Raw genomic sequence first — 19485 nt, forward strand, 5'->3', positions numbered from 1 at the left:
GGCGGCATCTTTGGGGGTTCGGGCCGGGATCGGATTGCTCCTGGCCGCCCGGGGCTACGGCGGAGCGAAGACCGTGGCGATGGCGGAGTTGCCGCCGTCGAACTGCAGGACGAGCGCCCGATCGCCTCCTGCTCCCGGCGTGACGAAGGTGCCCCCGATGAAGGAGTCGTCCCAGTAGTCCGTCGCGCCACGCTGCTCCGCATGCCGCTCGGTCAACGCGTGCACGCCCGCGCACGCGCCCTGCCGACGAACTCCCGGGCCCGTGTACGGCGCCGGTGGAGCCCCTGCTGTCGCGGGGCCACATCGCCCTTCCGCTCGGAGCGCCCGCCGGCCACCGCTGGTTTCCGTTCGGACGCTTCCCAGGGGCCGGGCGTCGTCAGAGCTCCTGTTCGGGCCAGTCGAGCAGACGGGCGCCGATGACCGCCGTCTGGAGGGTGTAGCGGTCGACGGGATCAGCCGGGTCGGCACCGGTCAGTCGGTGGATCCGCTCCAGCCGGTAGGTCACCGCCCGCACGCTGAGGGACAGCCGGCGGGCGGCCTCGGCGGCGACGCAGCCGGTGTCGAAGTAGGCCGTGAGGGTGTCGAGGAGCGTCCGCGCGCCGCCGCGGGCCTGCTGGAGCGGCCCGAGGACCGTGTGTACGAGGTCGGCCATGGCCTGCCGGTCGCGGGTGAGCACCGGGTACACCAGGAGGTCCGAGGCATGCAGCACCGGGTCCTCCAGTTGCATGCGGGCGGCCAGGTCCAGGGCGTTGAGCGCTTCCTCGTAGGAGTGGACGACCCCGCCGACGCCCGGGTGAGGGCGGCCGATCGCCACCCGGCCGCCATCGGTAGCGGCGTACGCCTGTTTGGCGAAGAAGGACAGGACGTCGCTCTGGTCTCCGGGCGCGATGCAGATCAGCCGGCCGTTCTTCGTGGTCAGCAGGATCCGGCGGTCGCCGAAGCGCACCGCGAGGGACGACTCGACGCCGCGGGTGACCGGATAGCCGTCGTCGTACGGTTCCGGGCCCTCGGCGACGGCGACCGCGTGCGCGTGGGACAGCAACAGTCCGAAGCGCTCCGCCCGCTCGGCCAGGCGCCCGGGGTCGCTGCGGCCGTGGAGCAGGTCGTCGATGAACTCACGGCGGGCCGCCTCCTGCTGTCGGATCGCGAGCCGCTGCGCCCGTTCGTGGCCTTCCGCGAAGGCGTCCACGGCCTGTTCCACCGCCGCGAGCAAGTGGCCGGCGGCCGGGCCGCGCAGCTCCGCGTGTACGTCCTGAGCGGCGGCGAGGTGGGCGCGGACCATCAGACGCAGTCCGATGCCGGCTTCCGCGGCCCGCTCTCCCTGGGCCCGCAGCGCTCCGAGCTCGTCCCGGGACAGCCTCCTGCCGGTGGCGCAGGCACCGGCCAGAATCCGGGCGTACCCCTCCAGGTACTCCCCGATCGTGTCCCGTTCCGCCATGGCCCCTCCCCGTTCACGACGCGCCGGCGACGCCTTCCCGGCGCGTGGACCAAGCGTGTCACGTGAGCAGCGCGGGCCGGTCACCGGCGCCGAGAGCACGTGGGGCCGGCGGGTCGACGGCGATGTCCTCGGCCGTGCCGTCCTCGCCGGCGCGGACCGGCCGGGGCCGGGTACGGACGACGTGCCGTCCTGAGGTTCGTGGTCCCTGGAGGGCGGAACGTCGGATCCGCTGATCTGCCGACCGCGGTCAGGCGGCTCCCGGTGCGACACCCGGGGCGACGGTGCGACGGCTGGACGGCCGGTGCGGCACCTCGGACGGAACGGCGGCCGGAGTCGGCCCTGGCGACAGCACGGCCACCTTCCAGGTCATGGCGGTCCGCTCGTGAGGCGCTCGCGGGCCGAGCGGGAGCAGTCGTGCGTCGAGGGCCGGCCGGGCGCGGTCGCGGTGCTCATCCGGGCGCGCACGGGTAGCGGGGCGCCTTCGGCCGACTGTGGCGGGCGCGGCATCGACGAGACGCGAAGATTGCCGGAAGCAGGCAGTGTTCCGGTACCCGTCGACGTGTGACGATGCGCATCCCGACGAGGGGTGGGCGAGGAGAGGCGGTGCGTGCGGGTGACGTGGTTCCTGGGTCTCGGCATCACGGGGGTCGTCCTCCTCGCCCTGTCGTTCCTCTTGGACGGTGTGATGGAGGGGTTGTTCGACGGGGTCGCCGTCCTGGACGGTCTGCTGTCGCTTCCGGTGATCGCCGGGTTCCTGTCCATGCTGGGTTTCTCCGGGGCGGTCGTCCTGGAGACCTCCGAGCTGGGCACGGTGGGGGCGACACTGATCGGGGTGCCGGCCGGTGTCGCCACCGGCTGGTTCGCCTATCGCCTCGGCCGGGCACTGGTGCGCGACTCCTCCGGGGCCGCTCCACGCGATGTCGACCTGATCGGCCTGCCGGGCTCGGTGGTCACCCCGATTCCCGCCGACGGTTACGGCGAGGTGCTGGTGCGCCTCGCCGGGCAGCCGGTGAAGCTTTCGGCGAAGAGTCCGGCCCCGCTGGCCCGCGGCGCCGAGGTCTGGGTCGAGCAGGCACTGTCGCAGTCGGCGGTGTCCGTACGGCCGGTCGAGCGCTGAACCCTTCCGACCCACCGGTTCCGCCGGTTCCTTCGCACCGTTTCCACGGTCTCCTACATTCACACGCTTGCCTGATGCCGTCCCAGGGGAGGGCAGGGGGGACAAACCATGAGTTCTGTCGTCATCGCAGTGGGGGGAGTCGTCGTACTCCTCGTGCTGATCGCGCTGGTCGTCGTCAGCCGGTACAAAGTGGCCGGCCCGAGTGAGGCGTTCATCGTCACCGGACGGCGCGGCAAGAAGGCCACCGACCCGGAAACCGGCCGTGTCTTCACCGACAACAGCGGGCAGAAGGTCGTCGTCGGCGGTGGCGTGTTCGTCGTGCCGTTCGTGCAGCAGAAGTTCACCCTGGACCTGTCCTCGCGGCACATCCCCGTCGCGGTGCGCGGCGCGGTCACCCTGCGCGGTGTGAAGGCCAACCTGGAAGGCGTGGCCATCGTCAAGGTCGGCGGAACCGAGGACTCCATCCGCGCCGCCGCCCAGCGGTTCCTGATGCAGCAGGACGGCATCGTGGGCTTCACGCAGGAAGTGCTGTCCGGCGCCCTGCGCGCCATCGTCGGCCGCATGTCCGTCGAGGACATCATCCGCGACCGGGCCGCGTTCGCCGGACAGGTCGCCGAGGAGGCCGAGGCGAGCCTGTCCGGCCAGGGCCTGGTGCTGGACGCCTTCCAGATCCAGGACATCACCACCGAGGGCTCCTACCTGGAGGACCTCGGCCGCCCGGAGGCCGCCCGCGCCAAGCAGGAGGCCGACATCGCCGAAGCCGAGGCGCGTCGTGCCGCGGAGCAGGCCCGGCTGAAGGCGGAGGAGGAGATCGCCGTCGCCCAGCGGACCTTCGCCCTGAAGCAGGCGGAGATCAAGGCCGAGACCGACGAGGCCGCAGCCCGTGCGGCCGCCGCCGGTCCGCTGGCGGAGGCCGCGCGGCAGCAGGAGATCCTCGCCGAGCAGGAGAAGGTCGCCGAGCGGCAGGCCGCGCTGACCGACCGGGAGCTGGACACCAAGGTGCGCAAGCCCGCCGACGCGCAGCGGTACGCGGCCGAACAGGAGGCCGAGGCGAAGCGGGTCGCCCGGGTCAAGCAAGCCGAGGCGGAGCGGTTGGCGGAGATCGCCGCCGCCCAGGCGGAGGCCGAGCGGTCCCGGCTCACGGGCGAGGGCGAGAAGCAGCGTCGGTCCGCATTGGCCGAGGCGGAGGCCATCGAGGGTCTCAAGCAGGGTGAGGCCGAGCGGTCCCGGCGCGGGGCCATCGCCGAGGCGGTCCGGCTGGAGGGTGACGCCGAAGCCGCCGCGATCAGCGCCAAGGGCGCGGCCGAGGCCGCGGCGATGCAGAAGAAGGCCGACGCCTTCGAGCGGTACGGTGACGCGGCCGTGCTGCAGATGCTCATCGAGGTGCTGCCGCAGGTCGTCGCCAAGGCGTCCGAACCGCTGAGCGCCGTCGACAAGATGACCGTCATCTCGACGGACGGGGCGAGCCGGCTGTCGCGCACCGTCGCCGACAACGTCGCCCAGGGCATGGAGCTGCTCAGCTCCACCACCGGGGTGGACCTCGCGGAGCTGCTGAAGGGCATCACCCAACGGGACGGGGCCGCCCACCCCGCGGCCAAGACCGCTCCCGGCTCCAACGGGAAGATCGAAATCGGTTGAGGTCCGCGCAGCCGGCACGAGGACCCGTGCGGGTCCGGCTCGCCGGGTCCGGGCCGGGCAGCGGTACGCCAGGGGTCCGGCCCGCGGCAGGGGCCGGGCCGCGGCCCGGTACCCTCTCGGCGTGACGCAACACCCCCCGCCCGACGGACGGCGGCCCGCGAACGACGGGCGCAAGGCCGCCGCCCGCAACCGTGCCGCTCTCCTCGCCGCCGCCCGGGAGGTCTACGCGGAGTACGGCCTGGAGGCACCGCTCTCCGCGATCGCGCGTCGAGCCGGAGTGGGCCAGGGCGTCCTGTACCGGCACTTTCCCGACCGGGCCGCCGTGGCGACCGCGATCCTGGAGGAGAACGTCCGGCAGGTGGAACAGGCGGCGGCGGCGCGGGGCGCGGACATGGCGCAGGTCCTCGGTGTCCTGACCTGGCACCTGACGGATTCGGCGGCCTTCATCGGAATCCTGCACGCGGACGGGGCGGCCAGCCGCTCCGGGGGCCCCTCGTACGCTTCCGCGCTGTCCGGGCGGGTCGAGCGGGCCCTGCGGGAGCACCTGCCGGACGGCCACCGGCTGGCCGCGGCGCCGGACGACCTCATGGTCGCCGTCGCCATGGTCTCCGGTGCCGTCACCGGCCCCACCCGCGAGGAGCGGGAGAACCGGGCACGGGCGGCATGGCGGCTGCTCGGCGTCGAGGTGGGGCCGGTGCGGCCCTTCGAGGGGTGAAGGACGCCGTCAGCCGCCGTTGGACTGCCGGACGCCTTCCGCCAGCGCGTCGAAGGCGTACAGGTAGCCACCGGCGGGCCCGCTGACGGTCATGTATGCCTTGGTGCCGCCGGGTGTGATGGCGACGTTGGTGGCGGATTCGAGTCCCTCCGCGGCGCGGGCGGGGACCTCGACGGTCGCCAGACGTTCGCCGTTTTGGTCGTAGACCACCATCGCCGGTCGGCCGTGCAGGGCCTGGTAGAGGTTGCCGTCCGCGTCCACGGCGATCGAGTCCGTCTGGGCGATCCCTCCGTCGACCCGGATGGCGCTGTGCAGGGGAGCCACCCCGGCCTTGCCGCCGAGGCGGAGGTAGGAGACGCGGTTCTGCGTGAGCTCGCTGATCCACAGACCGCGGTACTCGGTGTCGAACGAGATTCCGTTCGGTGCCTCCAGTCCGTCCGCCAGGACGGTCGCCTCCTTCCCCTCGCGGTCGATCCGCACGACACGCCCGGTCGCCTCGCCCTCGGACATGCCGCGCGAGTCGCTGACGTACAGGTTACCCTCCCGGTCGAAGGCGAGGTCGTCGGGGTTCATCCGCGCTCCCTCGACCTCCCCGGAGAAGAACGTCCGCGGATCGCTGCCGTCCGGGGCCAGGCTCACGATGTCGCCGTGGGAGAAGTCGGTCAGGTAGATGCGCCCGTCGTACGGGCTGAACTGGGCCGAGGTGTAGGCGCCGCGGTCGTCGGTGTGGACCTGGCGCGACGTCTTCCTCCTGACGTCGACGCGCAGGACCTTCGGCTCGCCGGGAGGCGCGGTCACGTCGACGACGAGCAGGTTTCCGTCCGCGTCGAAGGTCGGACCTTCCAACAGGGTCATTCCGGTCGCCTCGTGCACCTTCGTGAGCTGCATGACCTCGTGGGCGCGGATGGTCGTGTCCGCGCCGCCGGGGACCGCCCGGTGCGCGGCGGCGCCCGTGTCGGTGCCGCACCCGGTGAGGGCCAGCAGGCCGATCGCGGCGAGCCCGGCGAGGGGTCGGATCGGGAGTCGTTGCATGGGGTCACTCTTCCTGTCCGAGATGTACGGATGCTGTCTCCGCCTCAACCGGACAACACTGTCCGGTACTTGCTACGGTAGTGCACGCCTACTCAAGTCCGCTGTCTTCGAAGCCGGTTGACGGACACCGCCTTCCCGGCGGCGAACCGGAAGGATCGAGGTCCCCCGCATGACGAACTCCGAAGCGTTGTCCTCCGAGGCGCTCGCCGAGCTGAGGCGGCGCTACCGCCTCGAACGGGAGCGGCGCGTCAGGCCCGACGGCACCCGGCAGTACCTCGCCGCCGACGCCGAGTTCGGCTACTACGCCGCCGATCCGTACGCGGGAGGGACCGTTGAACGCGAGCCGCTGCGGGACGGGGTGGACGTCGCGGTCGTCGGCGGTGGGTTCGGCGGCATCCTCGCGGGCGCGCGGTTGCGTCAGCGGGGCGTCGAGCGGGTCCGCGTCATCGAGAGGGGAGGCGACTTCGGGGGGACCTGGTACTGGAACCGGTACCCCGGCATCCACTGCGACGTCGAGTCGCACGTGTACCTGCCCCTGCTCGACGAGACCGGTTACGTGCCGGAGTGGAAGTACGCTCCCGGCGAGGAGATCCGCCGTCACGCGGTGCGGATCGCGGAGAAGTTCGACCTCTACGCGGACGCCCTGTTCTCCACCTCGGTCACGTCCTTGACCTGGGAGGAGTCCTCGCAGGCGTGGATCGTCACGACCGACCGGGGTGACGAGTTCCGGGCCACCTACGTCGTCACGGCCACCGGCACCCTGTCCGAGCTGAAGCTGCCCGGCATCCCCGGCATCGAGACGTTCAAGGGCCACACCTTCCACACCTCGCGCTGGGACTACGCCTACACGGGCGGCACGCCGGACGGCGGCCTCACCGGCCTCTCGGACAAGCGCGTCGGCGTCGTGGGAACGGGCGCCACCGGCGTCCAGGTCGTCCCGAAGCTGGCCGAGGACGCCGGACACCTCTACGTCTTCCAGCGCACCCCTTCCAGCGTGGACGTGCGCGCCAACCGCCGTACCACCGCCCAGGACGTCGGCGCCGACCACGACGGCTGGGCACGCGAGCGCCGCGACAACTTCCTGCGCATCGTGTCCGGTGAGACCGTCGAAGAGGACCTCGTGGCGGACCAGTGGACGGCGTCGGCCGGCCTCCTGGAGAAACTGCTTCCGAGCTTCCACCGCCGGGGCGACCGGAAGGCCTTTGAAGCGGCGTACGAGGTCGCGGACGCCGCCAAGATGAACGAGATCCGCGCCCGCGTCGAGCGGATCGTCACCGACCCGGAGACCGTGGAGAAGCTCAAGCCCTGGTACCGGTACGCCTGCAAGCGCCCCACGTTCTCCGACACCTACCTCCAGGCGTTCAACCGGGACAACGTCACGCTGGTCGACACCGCGGACACCCATGGCATCGAGCGGATGACCGAACGCGGCGTCGTGGTCGGCGGCACCGAGTACGCACTCGACTGCCTGATCTTCGCCACCGGGTTCTCCGTCGGGGTCTCCGGCGTCCACTCCGGCAAGCTCCCCGTGCACGGCCGCGGCGGCATCCCGCTGCTGCGCGCGTTGCAGGAGCGGGGGCCGCGGACCCTGCACGGCTTCACCAGCAACGGCTTCCCGAACCTGATCCACCTGGGGGCCGCGCAGAGCGCCAGCAGCGTCAACTACACCCACGTGCTCGACGAGCACGCCGTGCACGCCGCGGCCCTCATCGCGTCCGCCGAGGCCGAGGGCGCCGTCATCGAGCCGTCCCCCGAGGCGGAGGACGCCTGGCTCGCGGTCCTGGCCGAGGACGCCCCCGACCACGCGTGGTTCCACGCCGAGTGCACCCCCGGCTACTACAACGCCGAGGGACGCGGCCGGCCGAACGCTCCGATCGCCTACCCCCACGGCGCGTCCACCTTCCACGAGCTCCTGAAGCGCTGGCGCGAAGAGTCCATGGACGACGTGCTCCGGGCCAGGACACCCGCGCAGCCGTAGGGCGGCGGGACGAGCGCCGGGGGGCCTTGGCCCGGGGGCGTCTCGGAGCCCGGGCGCGGCGGGCCGGGCCCCGGGCCGCTCCCGAGCCCCTGGCCACCCGTCCCCCCTCGCGGCGGACCAGCAGGCCCGCGCCCCGACCGTGTCCGGCCGGGCGCCGCCACCTCCCGGTGCCGCCCCCACGTGCCGTCGGCGCCGGTACGTCGTCACCCGACGGGTCCGGCCCGGCGAGGGCGCTTCCCCCCACCGGGCGCAGTACGGGGAACGGAGGTGCCGCGCCCGCCCGTGGCGGGGCGGGCGCGCCCGGACGTCGTGTCAGACGGCGGACCAGCCGTCGTCGACGGGGAGGATCGCACCGTTGATGTTGCTCGCGGCCTCCGAGGCGAGGAACAGGATCACCGCCGCCTGCTCCTCCGGCTGCGACACGCGGCCGAGGTTGACGAAGTGCGGGGCGATCGCCGCGGGTCCGTGCGCGGTCCGGTCCGCTTCCACCGCGATGGCGGTCGCGGTACCGCCCGGGCAGATGGCGTTGGCACGGATGCCGTTCTTGCGGTACATCACGGCCAGCGACTTCGTCAGGCCCACCACACCGTGCTTGGAGGCCGTGTACGCGGCGCCCGCCGCGCTGCCGCGCAGAGCGGCCTCGGAGGCGGTGTTGACGATGGCGCCGCGGCCCGCGGCCAGCATGTGCGGCAGCACGGCGCGGGTGAGCAGGAACGGCGCGGTGAGGTTGACCCGGATGACGCGCTCCCACTCGGCGTCGCCCACGTCGGCCAGGGCCGACATGCTGTCCATGATCCCGGCGTTGTTCACCAGGACGTCCACGCCGCCGAAGCGCTCCACCGCCGTCGCCGCCACCCGGTCCACGACGGCCTGTTCGCCCAGGTCCCCCGTGACGGCCACAGCGGTGCCGCCCGCCTGCCCGATCTCCTCCACGACCGCGTCGGCGGCCTCGGCGTTGAGGTCCGCCACGACGACGCGGTCGCCCTGTGCGGCGAAGGCGAGCGCGGCGGCGCGCCCTATGCCCGATCCCGCTCCGGTGACGATCACGCTGCGTCCGTTCAGGTCGCCGGTCATGAAGTGCTCCGTTCAAGAAGTGCCGACGCGGTGAACCCGTGTCGCACCGCGCCAGCACCCTACCCCCTTTATGTCTCTGAGTGACATAAAGTCCTGGTGGACAATGGTCGCGGCATCGACCACGGGCGCTGGAGGGACAGATGACCGCACCTCGCGGACGGACGGGGCGGCCACCGCTGACCGAAGAACGCAAGGCCGCCATCCGGCTGGAGATCGCCCGCGCCGCGGTCGACCTGTTCATCGCCCAGGGCGTCGCCGGCACCACGGGCGAGCAGATCGGGCAGGCCGCCGGCGTCTCGGCACGGACCGTGTGGCGCTACTTCCCCACCAAAGAGAGCTGCGTACGTCCGCTGTTCTCGTCCGGCATCGAATCGATCGCCACCGCGCTGCGGCAGTGGCGGCCCGGTCGGCCCCTCCAGGAAGCCTTCGACCACCTGTGGACCACCGACGCGGCCCTGCCCGGACCGGACGTCGGCGCCCTGGTGCGGCTGACCCGGACCGAACCGGGCCTGCGCGCGGTCTGGCTGCAGACCCACGACGAGGCCGAACCCGCCTTCGCCCGCGCCCTCGCCGAGCGGGCCGGCCTGCCCCCCGACGACGTCCGACCGGCCGTCTGGGCCGCCATGCTCAACGCCGCCCTGCGCGCGGCGGTCGAACACCACGCCCACCGAACGGCCGGGCCGAGCACCGGCCCCGCGGCCGCCCGGGCCGACCTCGCGGCGACCCTGCGCACCGCCCTGGCGGTCGCGGAGGCCGGAATCGCGTGAATCGCGCGGCGCCCGGGCAAGGGGACGTCCGCCGTACGGCGGGTGAAGGCCACAGGGCCCGTGCGCGCAGCCGGCGCCCGGCGGCAGGCGGACGCCCCTCCGGGAGGCACGTGACGGCCCCGCCGACCACGGTGGCGCGAGTGCCCCGCCGCGCGGGAACGCGGGACGGGCGGACACCGCCCGCACCGGCCCGTCGCGCCGTCCGGCCGGGTGCGGGGCGCCCGCTGGGAGGCTTCCCGCACCCGGCCGGGCGGGGTCAGCCGCACCTGCCCGTCGGCCGGGCGCGGGTGACCACGTCGGTGGTGCCCGTCGTCGCGTCCAGCCACACCACCCGGCTGCCGTCGACGGCCGCGGGGTGCGTCTGGCTGCCGCGGTTGCAGGAGACGCGGCCCTTGTAGGTGCCCTGCCCGCCGGGGGTGCCGGCGGCGGCGAACTGGTGCAGCTTGGGGGTCGCCTCGTTGCCGAGGGGGGCGTCGGGGGCGTAGGCCGCGACCGTCACGCTGTCCTCGGACGCGGTCAGGTCGTGGACGCGCAGCGCGCCCCACCCGGCCTCCGGGCCGAGCTCCACCGCGCCGGAACCGTCGAGCGGGGCACGGAACAAGGCGGTCCCGCCCTGGGCCGCGTCCTGCTCGGCGAGCCAGAAGACATGGGTGCCGTTGAGGGCGGTCGGGCCGTGACCGATGGTGCTCGGAGCCTCGTGGACCACCGTGGTCGCACCGGTGGCCGCATCGACCACGAGCGTCCGCCACTCGTACGCGGCGCGGGTCGCCAGCGCCACCCTCCGCCACTCCTGGTAGGCGATCCTGCCGTCGCTGACCGAGGGGGAGTACGCCCGGCGGTAGGTGCCTCCGCCGGCGGTCCTGACGTCCGCCGGGTCCTTCAGGCTCAGGTAGGCCACGCCCGAGCGCCCGCCGACGTTCGCGTAGCTGAAGGTGACGACGTCGCCGTCGACGTCCGTCACGCTCCCCCCGCTGCGGCCGGCCCAGAGCTTCTTCACGGGGCCGCCCGCGAGCGGCCGGGCCAGGATCTCAACGGCGCCCGGGCTGTACGCCTGCCACACCACCGTCGTGCCGTCGGTGGCGGGGTTGACGTGGTAGCGGCCGTCGTTGGGGCTCATCAGCTTGAGCTGCCCCTTGCCGTCGGCGCGGCCGGCCCACACGGAGTACGGCTCCGAGCCGTCCTCGTTCGACTTCGACGCCGCCCACCAGCCGCCGCCCGCTCCCGGGCCCGTGCCGGTCGTGTTGATCCGGTCCAGGAGCGGGTCGGAGTCGATGCCGAGGGCCGACTCCCAGCCGGGCACGATGCCGTGGGCGGTGAAGGCGCGGCGCAGCGCCCTCAGCCGGTCCCCCGTGACCGAGAGGTCCTGGGCGGCGGCGAGTACGGCGGCCCGTCCCTCGGTGAAGCCGTCCAGGGGGGTGAGGTATTCGGTCAGCGCCCTGTAGACGACCTCGTCGGCGAGGTCCGCGCCCAGTTCCTCGCGGGCGTCCCACAGCGCGCCGCCGAAGATGGTGGAGTTCAGGTGGACTCCGCCGTTGTCGTTGAGGAAGTCCAGGCCGAGGAAGGACCCGGTGGTGGTCCGCCCGTCGTTCAGGTCGCGCAGGGCGCACGCGCGGGGGGTCTTCGTGCGGCAGAGCCGCTCGCCGAGGAGGCCGGAGTCGGGGTCCGTCGCCGGGACGCCCAGCACGTCCGTCTCGACGGCGTTGCCGAAGTAGTCGGCGATGGCCTCGTTCAGGGCGCCGGACTGGCCCGCGTAGACGAGGTTCGCCGAGTGCTCGATCACGCCGTGCGTCATCTCGTGGCCGACGACGTCCAGGGCCGCGGACAGCGGCCGGTACTCCGCGTCGCCGGTGCCGTACACCGTCTTCCGCCCGTCCCAGAAGGCGTTGACGTACGGTTCGCCGAACTCGGTGACCCCTACCAGGGAGTCGATGTTCATGCCGCGGCCGTCGAGGCTGTTGCGGCCGTGTTCGTCGCGGTAGTAGTCGTGGACCCGCGCGGCGGCCCAGTGCGCGTCGACGGCGCCCGCCCCGGTGGCCTCGTCGCCGAACTGCGGGGTGGGCGAGGCGAACTCCCGGATCCCCTCGGGCCACCGCCCGCTCACGTCGCCAACGTTCGTGCCGCGGGCGTCCCAGGTCGTCAGGGCGCGCTGATCGTAGTCGTCGTCCGGTATGCGGGTGCGGTCCCGCAGCACGTACAGGCCGCGTTCCTCGTCGTGGGAGACGTCCAGGCCGACGGCCGTGCCGTCGAGGCGGACGCCGCCGCCCGTCTCCCACGCGGCGGTGGAGCGCCGCCCGGCCGCCTCCGGCGCGGGCCGCCCGGCCGCCTCCGGCGCCCGGAACGTCTTGATGCCGCTGTAGCCGAGGACCGGGTAACCGGCGTGGGCGTCGACGTACACCTCCCGCAGCACGGGCTCGCCGTCGGCGGGGTCGACGCCGCGCACGGTGACGTGCTGGGTGAGGACGCCCGTTCCCCTGGGCAGGACGACCAGGCCGCGGGCGGTGCCCTGCAACGGGGGCAGCTCCTCCTCGCCCTCGCGCGGCGCCGTCGCGAAGTTCTCGGCACCCAGCTCGTCGAGGACGCGGTCCACGGCCCGCTCGACGGCGAGTTCCTTCCCGACCTCGGCCGTCGTCCCGGTGGTCAGCCCGGTGAAGTACTTGCCGGAGGTGCCGGTGACGATCCGCTCGCCGCCCCTGTTCTCCATGCGGACGACGTACTGGCCGCCCAGGACGGGCACGCCTCCGTGCCGCTGCTGGAGCCGTACGGTCTCCCGGGTCCCCGAGGTGGTCGTCCCGGCGGGCACGAGGTCGCGCCGGGCGTGCGCGATGCGGTACCGCCCCTCCTCCGCTTCCAGGTACGCCCGGGCCGCGCCCGCCGCGCTGCCCGAGTCGGGGGCGGGCTCCCGGATGCCCCGGACCAGGGCCGGTGTCCCGGTCCCCTCTCCGGGTACCACCTGTCCCGGGCCGGGCGGTGGCGCCCCCGCAGCGGTGGCGCCGCCCGCGGGCACCGCCGAAACGGCGAGTGCGGCGACGCCCGTCAGCGCCGCCGCACCCGCCATGCCGCCCAGCCGCCGTCTGCGGTTGCCCCTGCGGGCCCTGGCCCCTTCGAAGTGACGCACGGTTCCCCACCCCCACGTGTCGCGGTGCCGGTGGCAAAGCGCTCCGGCAGGGGTCATCGAAGCGGTGGCGGGCCGTCACTTCAACGGGGAGGAAGCGGCCACCGGCGACTTCCGGCCGGCCGCGGGAGGCCGTGGCCGCCCGGCCCGGCGCGGGAGTGCGGGTGCCGGCCCGACTCGGCGGGGTGTCGGACTGCCGATCCTGCGGGGCGCCGGGGCCCGGCCCGGCGGGGTGCCGGGCTGCCGGTCCACCGGCCGGAAGCACGCGGTCCGGCCGGGCGTGGTCCTTCCGGGCAGGGGGCGGTACGACGAGTACCCGCCAATACCGCCGTCACCGTCCTCCCGGGGCGCCGGGCCCGGTCCCGTCACCGGCTCCGTCGGTCACACCGTCTCCACCTTGCACATATGTATCCCACACTCAATCGCACACTTCTTTCACAACTGCTCGACGGAACGCCCGCTTTCGGCCGCCTTCGCCCGGAGGCGCCGGCGCGGGGGCAGACGGCGCGCCCGCCCCGTGTCTAGCCTCCCGGGCCATGCGATCACCCTTGATGAGACGCTTCGGTCTCAGCGCCGTCCTCGCCCTCGCCCTCGCCGTGTTCGGCCTGGCCCCCACCGCGAGCGCGGCCGACCCGAGCCCCGCCGACCTGAAGTTCACCACCAACGCCGCCACCACCACTCCGGGCGGCTCGGTGAACCTGACGATGACCCTGACCAACAACAAGACCTACGACCTCTGGTTCGTCTACCAGTCGATCCACCCCACCTGGCTGACCACGCAGCGCCCCGACCTGAAGTACCAGTTCACCGGGTGCAGCCTCGCCACCGCCAACGGCAGCACCCCCTGTTCCGGCACCGGCCCCTCCGACCTCGGCACCAACTACGGCGCCCCCATCCCGCCCGGCCAGAGCCGGACGGTGACCCTGACGCTGCAGATCGCCCCCGACTCCGGCTGCAACGGGAACATCGGCTTCTACTCGTACTTCTACGCCGAGTTCAGCGACAGCACGAGCCACAGCGGCGGCCCGGTCTACACGCCCGAGACGCGCGTTCTCTGCGCCTGACGCACATGCCGGGCGAGGCGTTGGCCGGAAATCGGCCAACGCCTTCCGGTACCGTGCGGACTCCAGCAACGGTCTCTCCACCGGCGGGCCACCGGCCCGCCGGTGAGCCGCACTCCCCCACCTGCACGGCAACCCCGGCGCGGGGCAGGACCGGCCCGCACGGCAGGCCACCGGACCCGCTCCGGCCCCGGGAACGCCGCCTGCCGCGCCCCCACGCTTTTCCGCCAGGTTTCGCAGCAGGGCCACAAAACATCCACAGAGACCTCACCATGTGACGCGACGGACGCGTGGACGACCGGCCTCTGAGGGGGAAGCCGGCGTCACGCGAGGGGGTGCGTCCGCTCCGCGGAGCGATGCCCACCCCTGCCCTGGGAGGGGACATCACCGCATGAAGCGGACCATACGCATCGCCCTGCTCACAGCGGGCGCACTCATAGCCGTCCTCGGCATACCGGCCACGGCGGCACCCGCTGCCACTCCGGCGCCCCGCGTCGATCTGCGGGTGCTGATCGTGAGCGACGGCGGCCCGGCCACCGAGGCCATCGCGGCCGAACTGGACGCCGCCGGAACGCCGTACACCGAGGTCGACCTCACCCGGTCCGACCGGCCGCGGATCGACGCCGGCTACCTCGCGGACACCGTCGACGGACGGGACCGCGCGAAGTTCCAGGCCGTCGTCCTGCCCAACGACAACCCGTTCCCCGCGAACTCCGCGGAGATGGCCGCGCTCGTGGCCTACGAGAAGGCCCACGGCATCCCGCAGGTCGACGCGTACACCTACGCCCGCCCCGAGGCCGGGCTCCAGTACCCGATCTACGGCGGTTACTCCGGCAGCGTCGACGGGGTGCGGGCCGAGGTGACGGACGCCGGCCGCGCGGGCCCGTTCGGCTACCTCGAAGGGCCGGTGCCGTTCGAGGACAACTCACCGACCGTGGGCGAGAGTTACGCCTACCTGTCGACGCCGGTGGCCGGTGCCGACTTCACCCCGTACGTCCAGGCGCCGATCCCGGGCACGACGAAGCGCGGCTCCCTGGTCGGCGAGTACCGGCACGACGGGCGGCGCGAACTGGTCGTCACCTTCGTCTACAACCGGTACCAGCAGCAGTTCCGGCTGCTGGCCCGCGGCATCGTGCGGTGGATGACCGGCGGCGTGCACCTGGGCGCCTCCCGCAACTACTTCGCCGTCCACGTCGACGACGTGTTCGCGGCGGACGACCGCTGGAACTCCACCCTCAACTGCACGCCCGGTGACGTGGACTGCACGGACCCGAACGCCGTCCCGGACCCGATCCGCATGTCACCCGCGGACGTCGACCACGCCGTCGCCTGGCAGCGGGAGCACGACTTCACCCTGGACTTCGCCTACAACGGCGCCGGCAGCGTCGACCACCGCGAGGACAACAACGGCGCCGACCCGCTGGCCGACAGGCTCATCGCCCAGCGGAACGAGTTCCGCTGGATCAACCACACGTACACGCACGCCTTCCTCGGCTGCGTGCAGGACACGACGGTGGTGCCCTGGCGGTGCGCCACCCACGCCGACGGAAGCACCAAGTGGGTCAGCCGGTTCGAGGTCGCCGACGAGATCGCCCACAACCGCGTCTGGGGACTGCTCGCCGGACTCCCCCTGGACCACGACGAGTTGGTCACCGGTGAGCACTCCGGACTGCGGGTGCTGCCCCAGCAGCCCGCCGACAACCCCAACCTGGCGCTCGCCCTGGCCGACAACGGCGTCACCTCGCTGGCCTCGGACAACTCCCGCGAACCACAGCAGCGGCAGGTCGGCCCCGCCACCACGGTCCCCCGCCACCCGATGAACATCTTCTACAACGCCGGGCGGGCCGCCGAGCAGGTCGACGAGTACAACTGGATCTACACCAGCCGCGCCCAGGGCGGCAGCGGCATCTGCGAGGACAACCCGGCCACCACCACCTGCCTGCCCGCCCCGCTCGACCTGGCCACCGGCTACACCGGGCACATCGTGCCCCTGGAGCGGCGGATCGCGCTGGGCCACGTCCTGGCCAACGACCCCAAGCCGCACTTCATCCACCAGTCGAACCTGGCCGAGGACCGCATCGCCTACCCGGTCCTGGACGGCGTGCTGACCACCTACGACACGCTGTTCGCGGCGAACACCCCGGTGGTCAACCTGCGGATGGAGGAGATCGGGAAGGAACTCCAGCGGCGCGCCGCGTGGCGGGCGGCCGTGCAGGACGGGCGGGTCACGGCCTACCGCATCGGCGGCACCGTCACCGTCACCGTCGACGGCCTGGGCGGCGCGGCGGTCCCCGCGACCATGCCGCAGGGCACCACACGCGCCGGCACGGCCTTCGGCGAGGCGTACGCCGGCGAGCGGTCCGGCTGGACCGGCCCGGGCATCGTGCCGCTCGTCCTCACCCTGCCGGCGTCCGCGTCCCCCTCCACGGCCACCGACGCCGACGGCTCCGCGCCGGTCACGGCCCCGGCCCCGGCCACCCGGGTGCCCCGGGGCGTGGCCGAGCCGGTCCTCCCCGGCACGCCGGGCTGACCGGCGTACGGCACCGGGCCCCGGCCGCCCACCGGCGGCGGGGGCCCGCACGACCACCCACACCCCGGCCGTGGAGCTCAACCATGCACGTTCACCACGGCGCGCGGCGCTCCGGCGCACCGCGCGTCACCCTGCTCACCGAAGGCACCTACCCGCACAGCCACGGCGGTGTGAGCGTCTGGTGCGACCAGCTCGTCACCGGCATGCCCGACCTCGACTTCGACGTCATCGCCGTCACCGGCACCGGGCGCGAGCCGATCGTGTGGGACCTTCCCGGGCACGTGTCGCGCGTCGTGTCCGTGCCGATGTGGGGCGCCGCTCCCCCGGGCCGCCCGCCCCGCGGCCGTGCCCGCCGCCGGCTCGCCGACGCCTACGAGCGGTTCCTGACCGCGCTGGTCGACCCGTGCGCCGAGGCCGGTTTCGCGCCCGCCCTGTACGTGCTGGCCGGGGCGGCGGCGGACGGCCTGCTCGGCCCCTTCCTGCGGGACGACACGGCGGTCACGATCCTGACCGGGGTGTGGACGCGGCCGGGACTGGTGGTGCGGGAGGCGGGGCCGACGCTGCACGACGCGCTGACCGCGACCGCCCTGCTGGAACACGCCCTGCGCCCCCTCGCCGCCCCGCCGCCCGCGGGGGAAGTGGCGCACGCGGTCAGCGGCGGTGTCGCCGTGCTGCCGGGGCTGGCGGCGCTCGAACGGCACGGGGTTCCGCTGCTGCTCACCGAGCACGGCGTCTACCTGCGCGAACGCTATCTCGGCTACCGGACCGCCCCGTACCGCTGGCCGGTCAAGGCGGTGATCCTGGGCTTCTTCCGGCTGCTGGCGGAGGAGACCTACCGCCGGGCGGCGCTCATCACCCCCGGCAACCGCTACAACCGGCTGTGGGAGGAGCAGGGCGGGGCCGACCCGGCATCGATCCGCACGGTCTACAACGGCGTCGACCCCGCCGCGTTCCCCCCGGCGGGGCCCGAGCCGGAGAGCCCCACCCTGAGCTGGGCCGGGCGGGTCGACCCGATCAAGGACCTGGAGACCCTGATCCGCGCCCTCGCCCTCGTCCGGACCCACCTGCCCGAGGTGCGGCTGCGGCTGTTCGGCGGGACGCCCCGGGGCGGGGAGGGCTACCGGGAGCGCTGCGAGGCCCTGGCCGCCGAGTTGGGGCACGCCGACGCCGTGACGTTCGAGGGGCGCGTCGACGACATCAAGGACGCCTACGCCGCCGGGAACGTCGTGATGCTCTCCAGCATCAGCGAGGGCTTCCCCTTCACGCTGATCGAGGCGATGTCGTGCGGGCGGGCCACCGTCTCCACGGACGTGGGCGGAGTGCGGGAGGCCGTGGGCGACACGGGCCTCGTGGTGCCGCCGCGCGACCCGGACGCGATGGCCGCCGCCGCGCTGGAGCTGCTGCGCGACCCCGCCCGGCGCCGGGCCATGGGCGAGGCGGCCCGGCTGCGGGTCATCGAGCAGTTCACCCTGCGCCAGACCATCGACACCTTCCGCTCCATCTACCACGAACTGTCCGCGCGGGCGGAGGGGACGCCCGCCCGGATCGTCCTGCCCGCTCCGGCGGTCACCGGCCTGGGGAGCCTCACCGGATGAGCGGGCCGATGTCCCTGGAACCCCACAGTGCCGAGCAGGACACGCTGGCGCTGCGGCTGGCCCGGCCGCCCCGGCCCCGCCGCCGGCCCCGCTGGGCCCTGGACGACACCACCCTCACGCTGCGGCTGCCCCGGCAGGGGCCCGACGAAGAGGCCGTCAGCGAGCTCGCCGCCGACCTGGCCGACCGCATCGGCCCCGCCGTCCATCCGTACGAGGTGGCCGCGCTGCTGGAGTCGGAGGGCATGACCGCCTCCGTGATCAAGGAGCGCTACGGTCATCCGAACCTGTTCTCGCTGGCCTCCGCGCTGTACGCGAGGGTGCCCCGGACGTTTCCCGAGCCGCCGCCCGCAGCCGACCCGTGGCGGCCCGACACGGTGCGCTGCCTGCTGCGCGGGGTGCTGTTCGCGCTGCCCGCCCTGGCCTACCTGCTCACCGCCCCGCTGTGGCGGGTCGACCGGCACGCCGCCGTCCTGATCGTCGCGGGCATCGCCTCCTGGGCGTGGGGGCAGGCGCTCGGCCACCGGGCGCACCTGCGGCTGGTGGTGGGACGCCGGGAGGCGGCCCGCACCCTGCTGACCGGGTCCCTGCTCGGCGCGGCGGTGGCGACGGGCCTCGCCGCGCTGCTCGCCGGGGGCGGTCCCGTCACCGCGGTGGGGGCGGCCCAGTCGCTGTACCTGGCGGCGGCGGGGGTGCTGCTGGTCCTGGGGCGGGAGCGGTTGCTGCTGGCCGCGCTCAGCCCGCTGATCGCCGGTGCCGTGGTGCTGCCGTGGTGGGAGCCCGGCCCGGCGCTGCGGGCGGGGCTGCCGCTGCTGGCGCTGCTGGCCGCGCTCGCCGCCGCCGGACGCGTCCTGTGGGCGGGCCTCGCCGTCCCGGCCGCGTCCGACGGGCCCCGGCCGCGCCTGCTCTCCTCGCTCCCCTACGGCCTGTTCGGGCTGGCCGCGGCGGTCCTCGTGGCGCTGGAGGGCCGGCGCGAGCCGTACGCGGTGATCGCCCTGACCGTGAGCATGGGCCCGGCCGAGTGGCTGCTGTACCGCTACCGCGGCTGGTCGGTCGCCGCGCTGCGGGCCAGCGCGACGCCCCGGGGCTTCCTGCTCCGTTCGGCCGCGGTCCTCGGGCTGTGCCTGTCCGGGTACCTCCTGCTGTTGCTGCCCCCGGCCCTGCTCGTCGGCTCCGGCCCGGCCGCGCTCCTGCCGCTGGCGGCCGCCCTGTGGACCGCCCTGCTGCTCCAGGCGTTCGGGGCGGCCTGGCCGCCGGCCGTGCTCTGCCTCCTGGCCGCCGCCGGGGCCGGGGCGGCCACCCGGCTGGACCTGCCGCCCGGCCCGGCCGCGCTGCCGGCGATCTGCGGGGTGACCGCGGTCTGCCTCGCGGCCTGCGCGGTCCACCTGCTCGGCAGGCCCTCCCCGCACTCCTGACCACCGGACACCCACC

The 19485-nt window shown here is 73.9% G+C and carries 15 protein-coding genes; 10 read left to right on the forward strand and 5 right to left on the reverse strand.

Annotated elements, in window-relative coordinates; all coding sequences use genetic code 11:
* Nucleotides 1-54: 54 nt before the first annotated feature.
* Nucleotides 55-468 carry a DUF6461 domain-containing protein gene (locus tag AC07D6_RS10610; RefSeq protein WP_479043318.1) on the reverse strand — a complete coding sequence of 138 codons (414 nt, stop codon included), beginning with the start codon at nt 466-468 and terminating at the stop codon, nt 55-57.
* Nucleotides 377-1438 carry a PucR family transcriptional regulator gene (locus AC07D6_RS10615; protein ID WP_479043320.1) on the reverse strand — a complete coding sequence of 354 codons (1062 nt, stop codon included), beginning with the start codon at nt 1436-1438 and terminating at the stop codon, nt 377-379. Before AC07D6_RS10615 ends, AC07D6_RS10610 begins: the two co-directional genes overlap by 92 nt.
* A 55-nt stretch (nt 1439-1493) precedes the next feature.
* Here AC07D6_RS10615 and AC07D6_RS10620 point away from each other — a divergent pair, with 55 nt between their 5' ends.
* The 4 genes from AC07D6_RS10620 to AC07D6_RS10635 all read left to right on the forward strand — a co-directional run bounded on the left by AC07D6_RS10620 (nt 1494) and on the right by AC07D6_RS10635 (nt 4908).
* On the forward strand, nt 1494-1631 hold the full coding sequence (locus AC07D6_RS10620) for a hypothetical protein (RefSeq protein ID WP_479043321.1): 138 nt from the start codon (nt 1494-1496) through the stop codon (nt 1629-1631).
* A gap of 420 nt (nt 1632-2051) precedes the next feature.
* Nucleotides 2052-2555 carry a hypothetical protein gene (locus AC07D6_RS10625; protein ID WP_315877414.1) on the forward strand — a complete coding sequence of 168 codons (504 nt, stop codon included), beginning with the start codon at nt 2052-2054 and terminating at the stop codon, nt 2553-2555.
* A gap of 108 nt (nt 2556-2663) precedes the next feature.
* Complete coding sequence (locus AC07D6_RS10630; RefSeq protein ID WP_315877377.1) at nt 2664-4193, forward strand: flotillin family protein; 1530 nt, start codon at nt 2664-2666, stop codon at nt 4191-4193.
* A gap of 121 nt (nt 4194-4314) precedes the next feature.
* Nucleotides 4315-4908, forward strand: a complete 594-nt coding sequence (locus AC07D6_RS10635; protein ID WP_479043323.1) for a TetR/AcrR family transcriptional regulator — start codon at nt 4315-4317, stop codon at nt 4906-4908.
* A 9-nt stretch (nt 4909-4917) separates the two neighbouring features.
* Here the strand turns inward: AC07D6_RS10635 and AC07D6_RS10640 are convergent, their stop codons facing one another.
* Entirely contained in the window at nt 4918-5940 is a 1023-nt protein-coding gene (locus AC07D6_RS10640; RefSeq protein ID WP_479043324.1) for an SMP-30/gluconolactonase/LRE family protein, read from the reverse strand.
* 169 nt (nt 5941-6109) lie between these two features.
* Here AC07D6_RS10640 and AC07D6_RS10645 point away from each other — a divergent pair, with 169 nt between their 5' ends.
* The gene (locus AC07D6_RS10645; protein WP_479043325.1) at nt 6110-7918 is read left to right on the forward strand and encodes a flavin-containing monooxygenase; all 1809 of its coding nucleotides are present in this window, start codon (nt 6110-6112) and stop codon (nt 7916-7918) included.
* Between the two features lie 312 nt (nt 7919-8230).
* Here the strand turns inward: AC07D6_RS10645 and AC07D6_RS10650 are convergent, their stop codons facing one another.
* The gene (locus AC07D6_RS10650; protein WP_315877381.1) at nt 8231-8992 is read right to left on the reverse strand and encodes an SDR family NAD(P)-dependent oxidoreductase; all 762 of its coding nucleotides are present in this window, start codon (nt 8990-8992) and stop codon (nt 8231-8233) included.
* A gap of 140 nt (nt 8993-9132) precedes the next feature.
* Between AC07D6_RS10650 and AC07D6_RS10655 the strand changes: the two genes are divergently transcribed.
* Nucleotides 9133-9759 carry a TetR/AcrR family transcriptional regulator gene (locus tag AC07D6_RS10655; protein ID WP_315877382.1) on the forward strand — a complete coding sequence of 209 codons (627 nt, stop codon included), beginning with the start codon at nt 9133-9135 and terminating at the stop codon, nt 9757-9759.
* Nucleotides 9760-10015: 256 nt separating this feature from the next.
* Here AC07D6_RS10655 and AC07D6_RS10660 read toward each other — a convergent pair whose 3' ends face one another.
* On the reverse strand, nt 10016-12814 hold the full coding sequence (locus AC07D6_RS10660; protein WP_479043560.1) for a M4 family metallopeptidase: 2799 nt from the start codon (nt 12812-12814) through the stop codon (nt 10016-10018).
* 593 nt (nt 12815-13407) lie between these two features.
* On the opposite strand from AC07D6_RS10660, the gene AC07D6_RS10665 reads away from it, so the two are divergent.
* The 4 genes from AC07D6_RS10665 to AC07D6_RS10680 all read left to right on the forward strand — a co-directional run bounded on the left by AC07D6_RS10665 (nt 13408) and on the right by AC07D6_RS10680 (nt 19469).
* Nucleotides 13408-13935 carry a hypothetical protein gene (locus AC07D6_RS10665; RefSeq protein WP_315877383.1) on the forward strand — a complete coding sequence of 176 codons (528 nt, stop codon included), beginning with the start codon at nt 13408-13410 and terminating at the stop codon, nt 13933-13935.
* A 388-nt stretch (nt 13936-14323) separates the two neighbouring features.
* The gene (locus AC07D6_RS10670; RefSeq protein WP_479043327.1) at nt 14324-16462 is read left to right on the forward strand and encodes a hypothetical protein; all 2139 of its coding nucleotides are present in this window, start codon (nt 14324-14326) and stop codon (nt 16460-16462) included.
* Between the two features lie 83 nt (nt 16463-16545).
* Complete coding sequence (pelF, locus tag AC07D6_RS10675; RefSeq protein WP_479043328.1) at nt 16546-18057, forward strand: GT4 family glycosyltransferase PelF; 1512 nt, start codon at nt 16546-16548, stop codon at nt 18055-18057.
* Complete coding sequence (locus AC07D6_RS10680) at nt 18054-19469, forward strand: hypothetical protein (RefSeq protein ID WP_479043329.1); 1416 nt, start codon at nt 18054-18056, stop codon at nt 19467-19469. The genes pelF and AC07D6_RS10680 overlap by 4 nt, the downstream gene beginning before the upstream one ends.
* The last annotated feature ends 16 nt before the right edge of the window (nt 19470-19485 follow it).

Source organism: Streptomyces sp. NPDC045287 (assembly GCF_056432325.1).

What these genes read in the sequence shown, in the direction of transcription:
- AC07D6_RS10615 (WP_479043320.1), bottom strand. Translation starts at nt 1,438, where the DNA reads ATGGCGGAACGGGACACGATCGGGGAGTACCTGGAGGGGTACGCCCGG.
- AC07D6_RS10630 (WP_315877377.1), top strand. Translation starts at nt 2,664, where the DNA reads ATGAGTTCTGTCGTCATCGCAGTGGGGGGAGTCGTCGTACTCCTCGTG.
- AC07D6_RS10640 (WP_479043324.1), bottom strand. Translation starts at nt 5,940, where the DNA reads ATGCAACGACTCCCGATCCGACCCCTCGCCGGGCTCGCCGCGATCGGC.
- AC07D6_RS10645 (WP_479043325.1), top strand. Translation starts at nt 6,110, where the DNA reads ATGACGAACTCCGAAGCGTTGTCCTCCGAGGCGCTCGCCGAGCTGAGG.
- AC07D6_RS10650 (WP_315877381.1), bottom strand. Translation starts at nt 8,992, where the DNA reads ATGACCGGCGACCTGAACGGACGCAGCGTGATCGTCACCGGAGCGGGA.
- AC07D6_RS10655 (WP_315877382.1), top strand. Translation starts at nt 9,133, where the DNA reads ATGACCGCACCTCGCGGACGGACGGGGCGGCCACCGCTGACCGAAGAA.
- AC07D6_RS10660 (WP_479043560.1), bottom strand. Translation starts at nt 12,814, where the DNA reads ATGGCGGGTGCGGCGGCGCTGACGGGCGTCGCCGCACTCGCCGTTTCG.
- AC07D6_RS10665 (WP_315877383.1), top strand. Translation starts at nt 13,408, where the DNA reads ATGCGATCACCCTTGATGAGACGCTTCGGTCTCAGCGCCGTCCTCGCC.
- AC07D6_RS10670 (WP_479043327.1), top strand. Translation starts at nt 14,324, where the DNA reads ATGAAGCGGACCATACGCATCGCCCTGCTCACAGCGGGCGCACTCATA.
- pelF (WP_479043328.1), top strand. Translation starts at nt 16,546, where the DNA reads ATGCACGTTCACCACGGCGCGCGGCGCTCCGGCGCACCGCGCGTCACC.
- AC07D6_RS10680 (WP_479043329.1), top strand. Translation starts at nt 18,054, where the DNA reads ATGAGCGGGCCGATGTCCCTGGAACCCCACAGTGCCGAGCAGGACACG.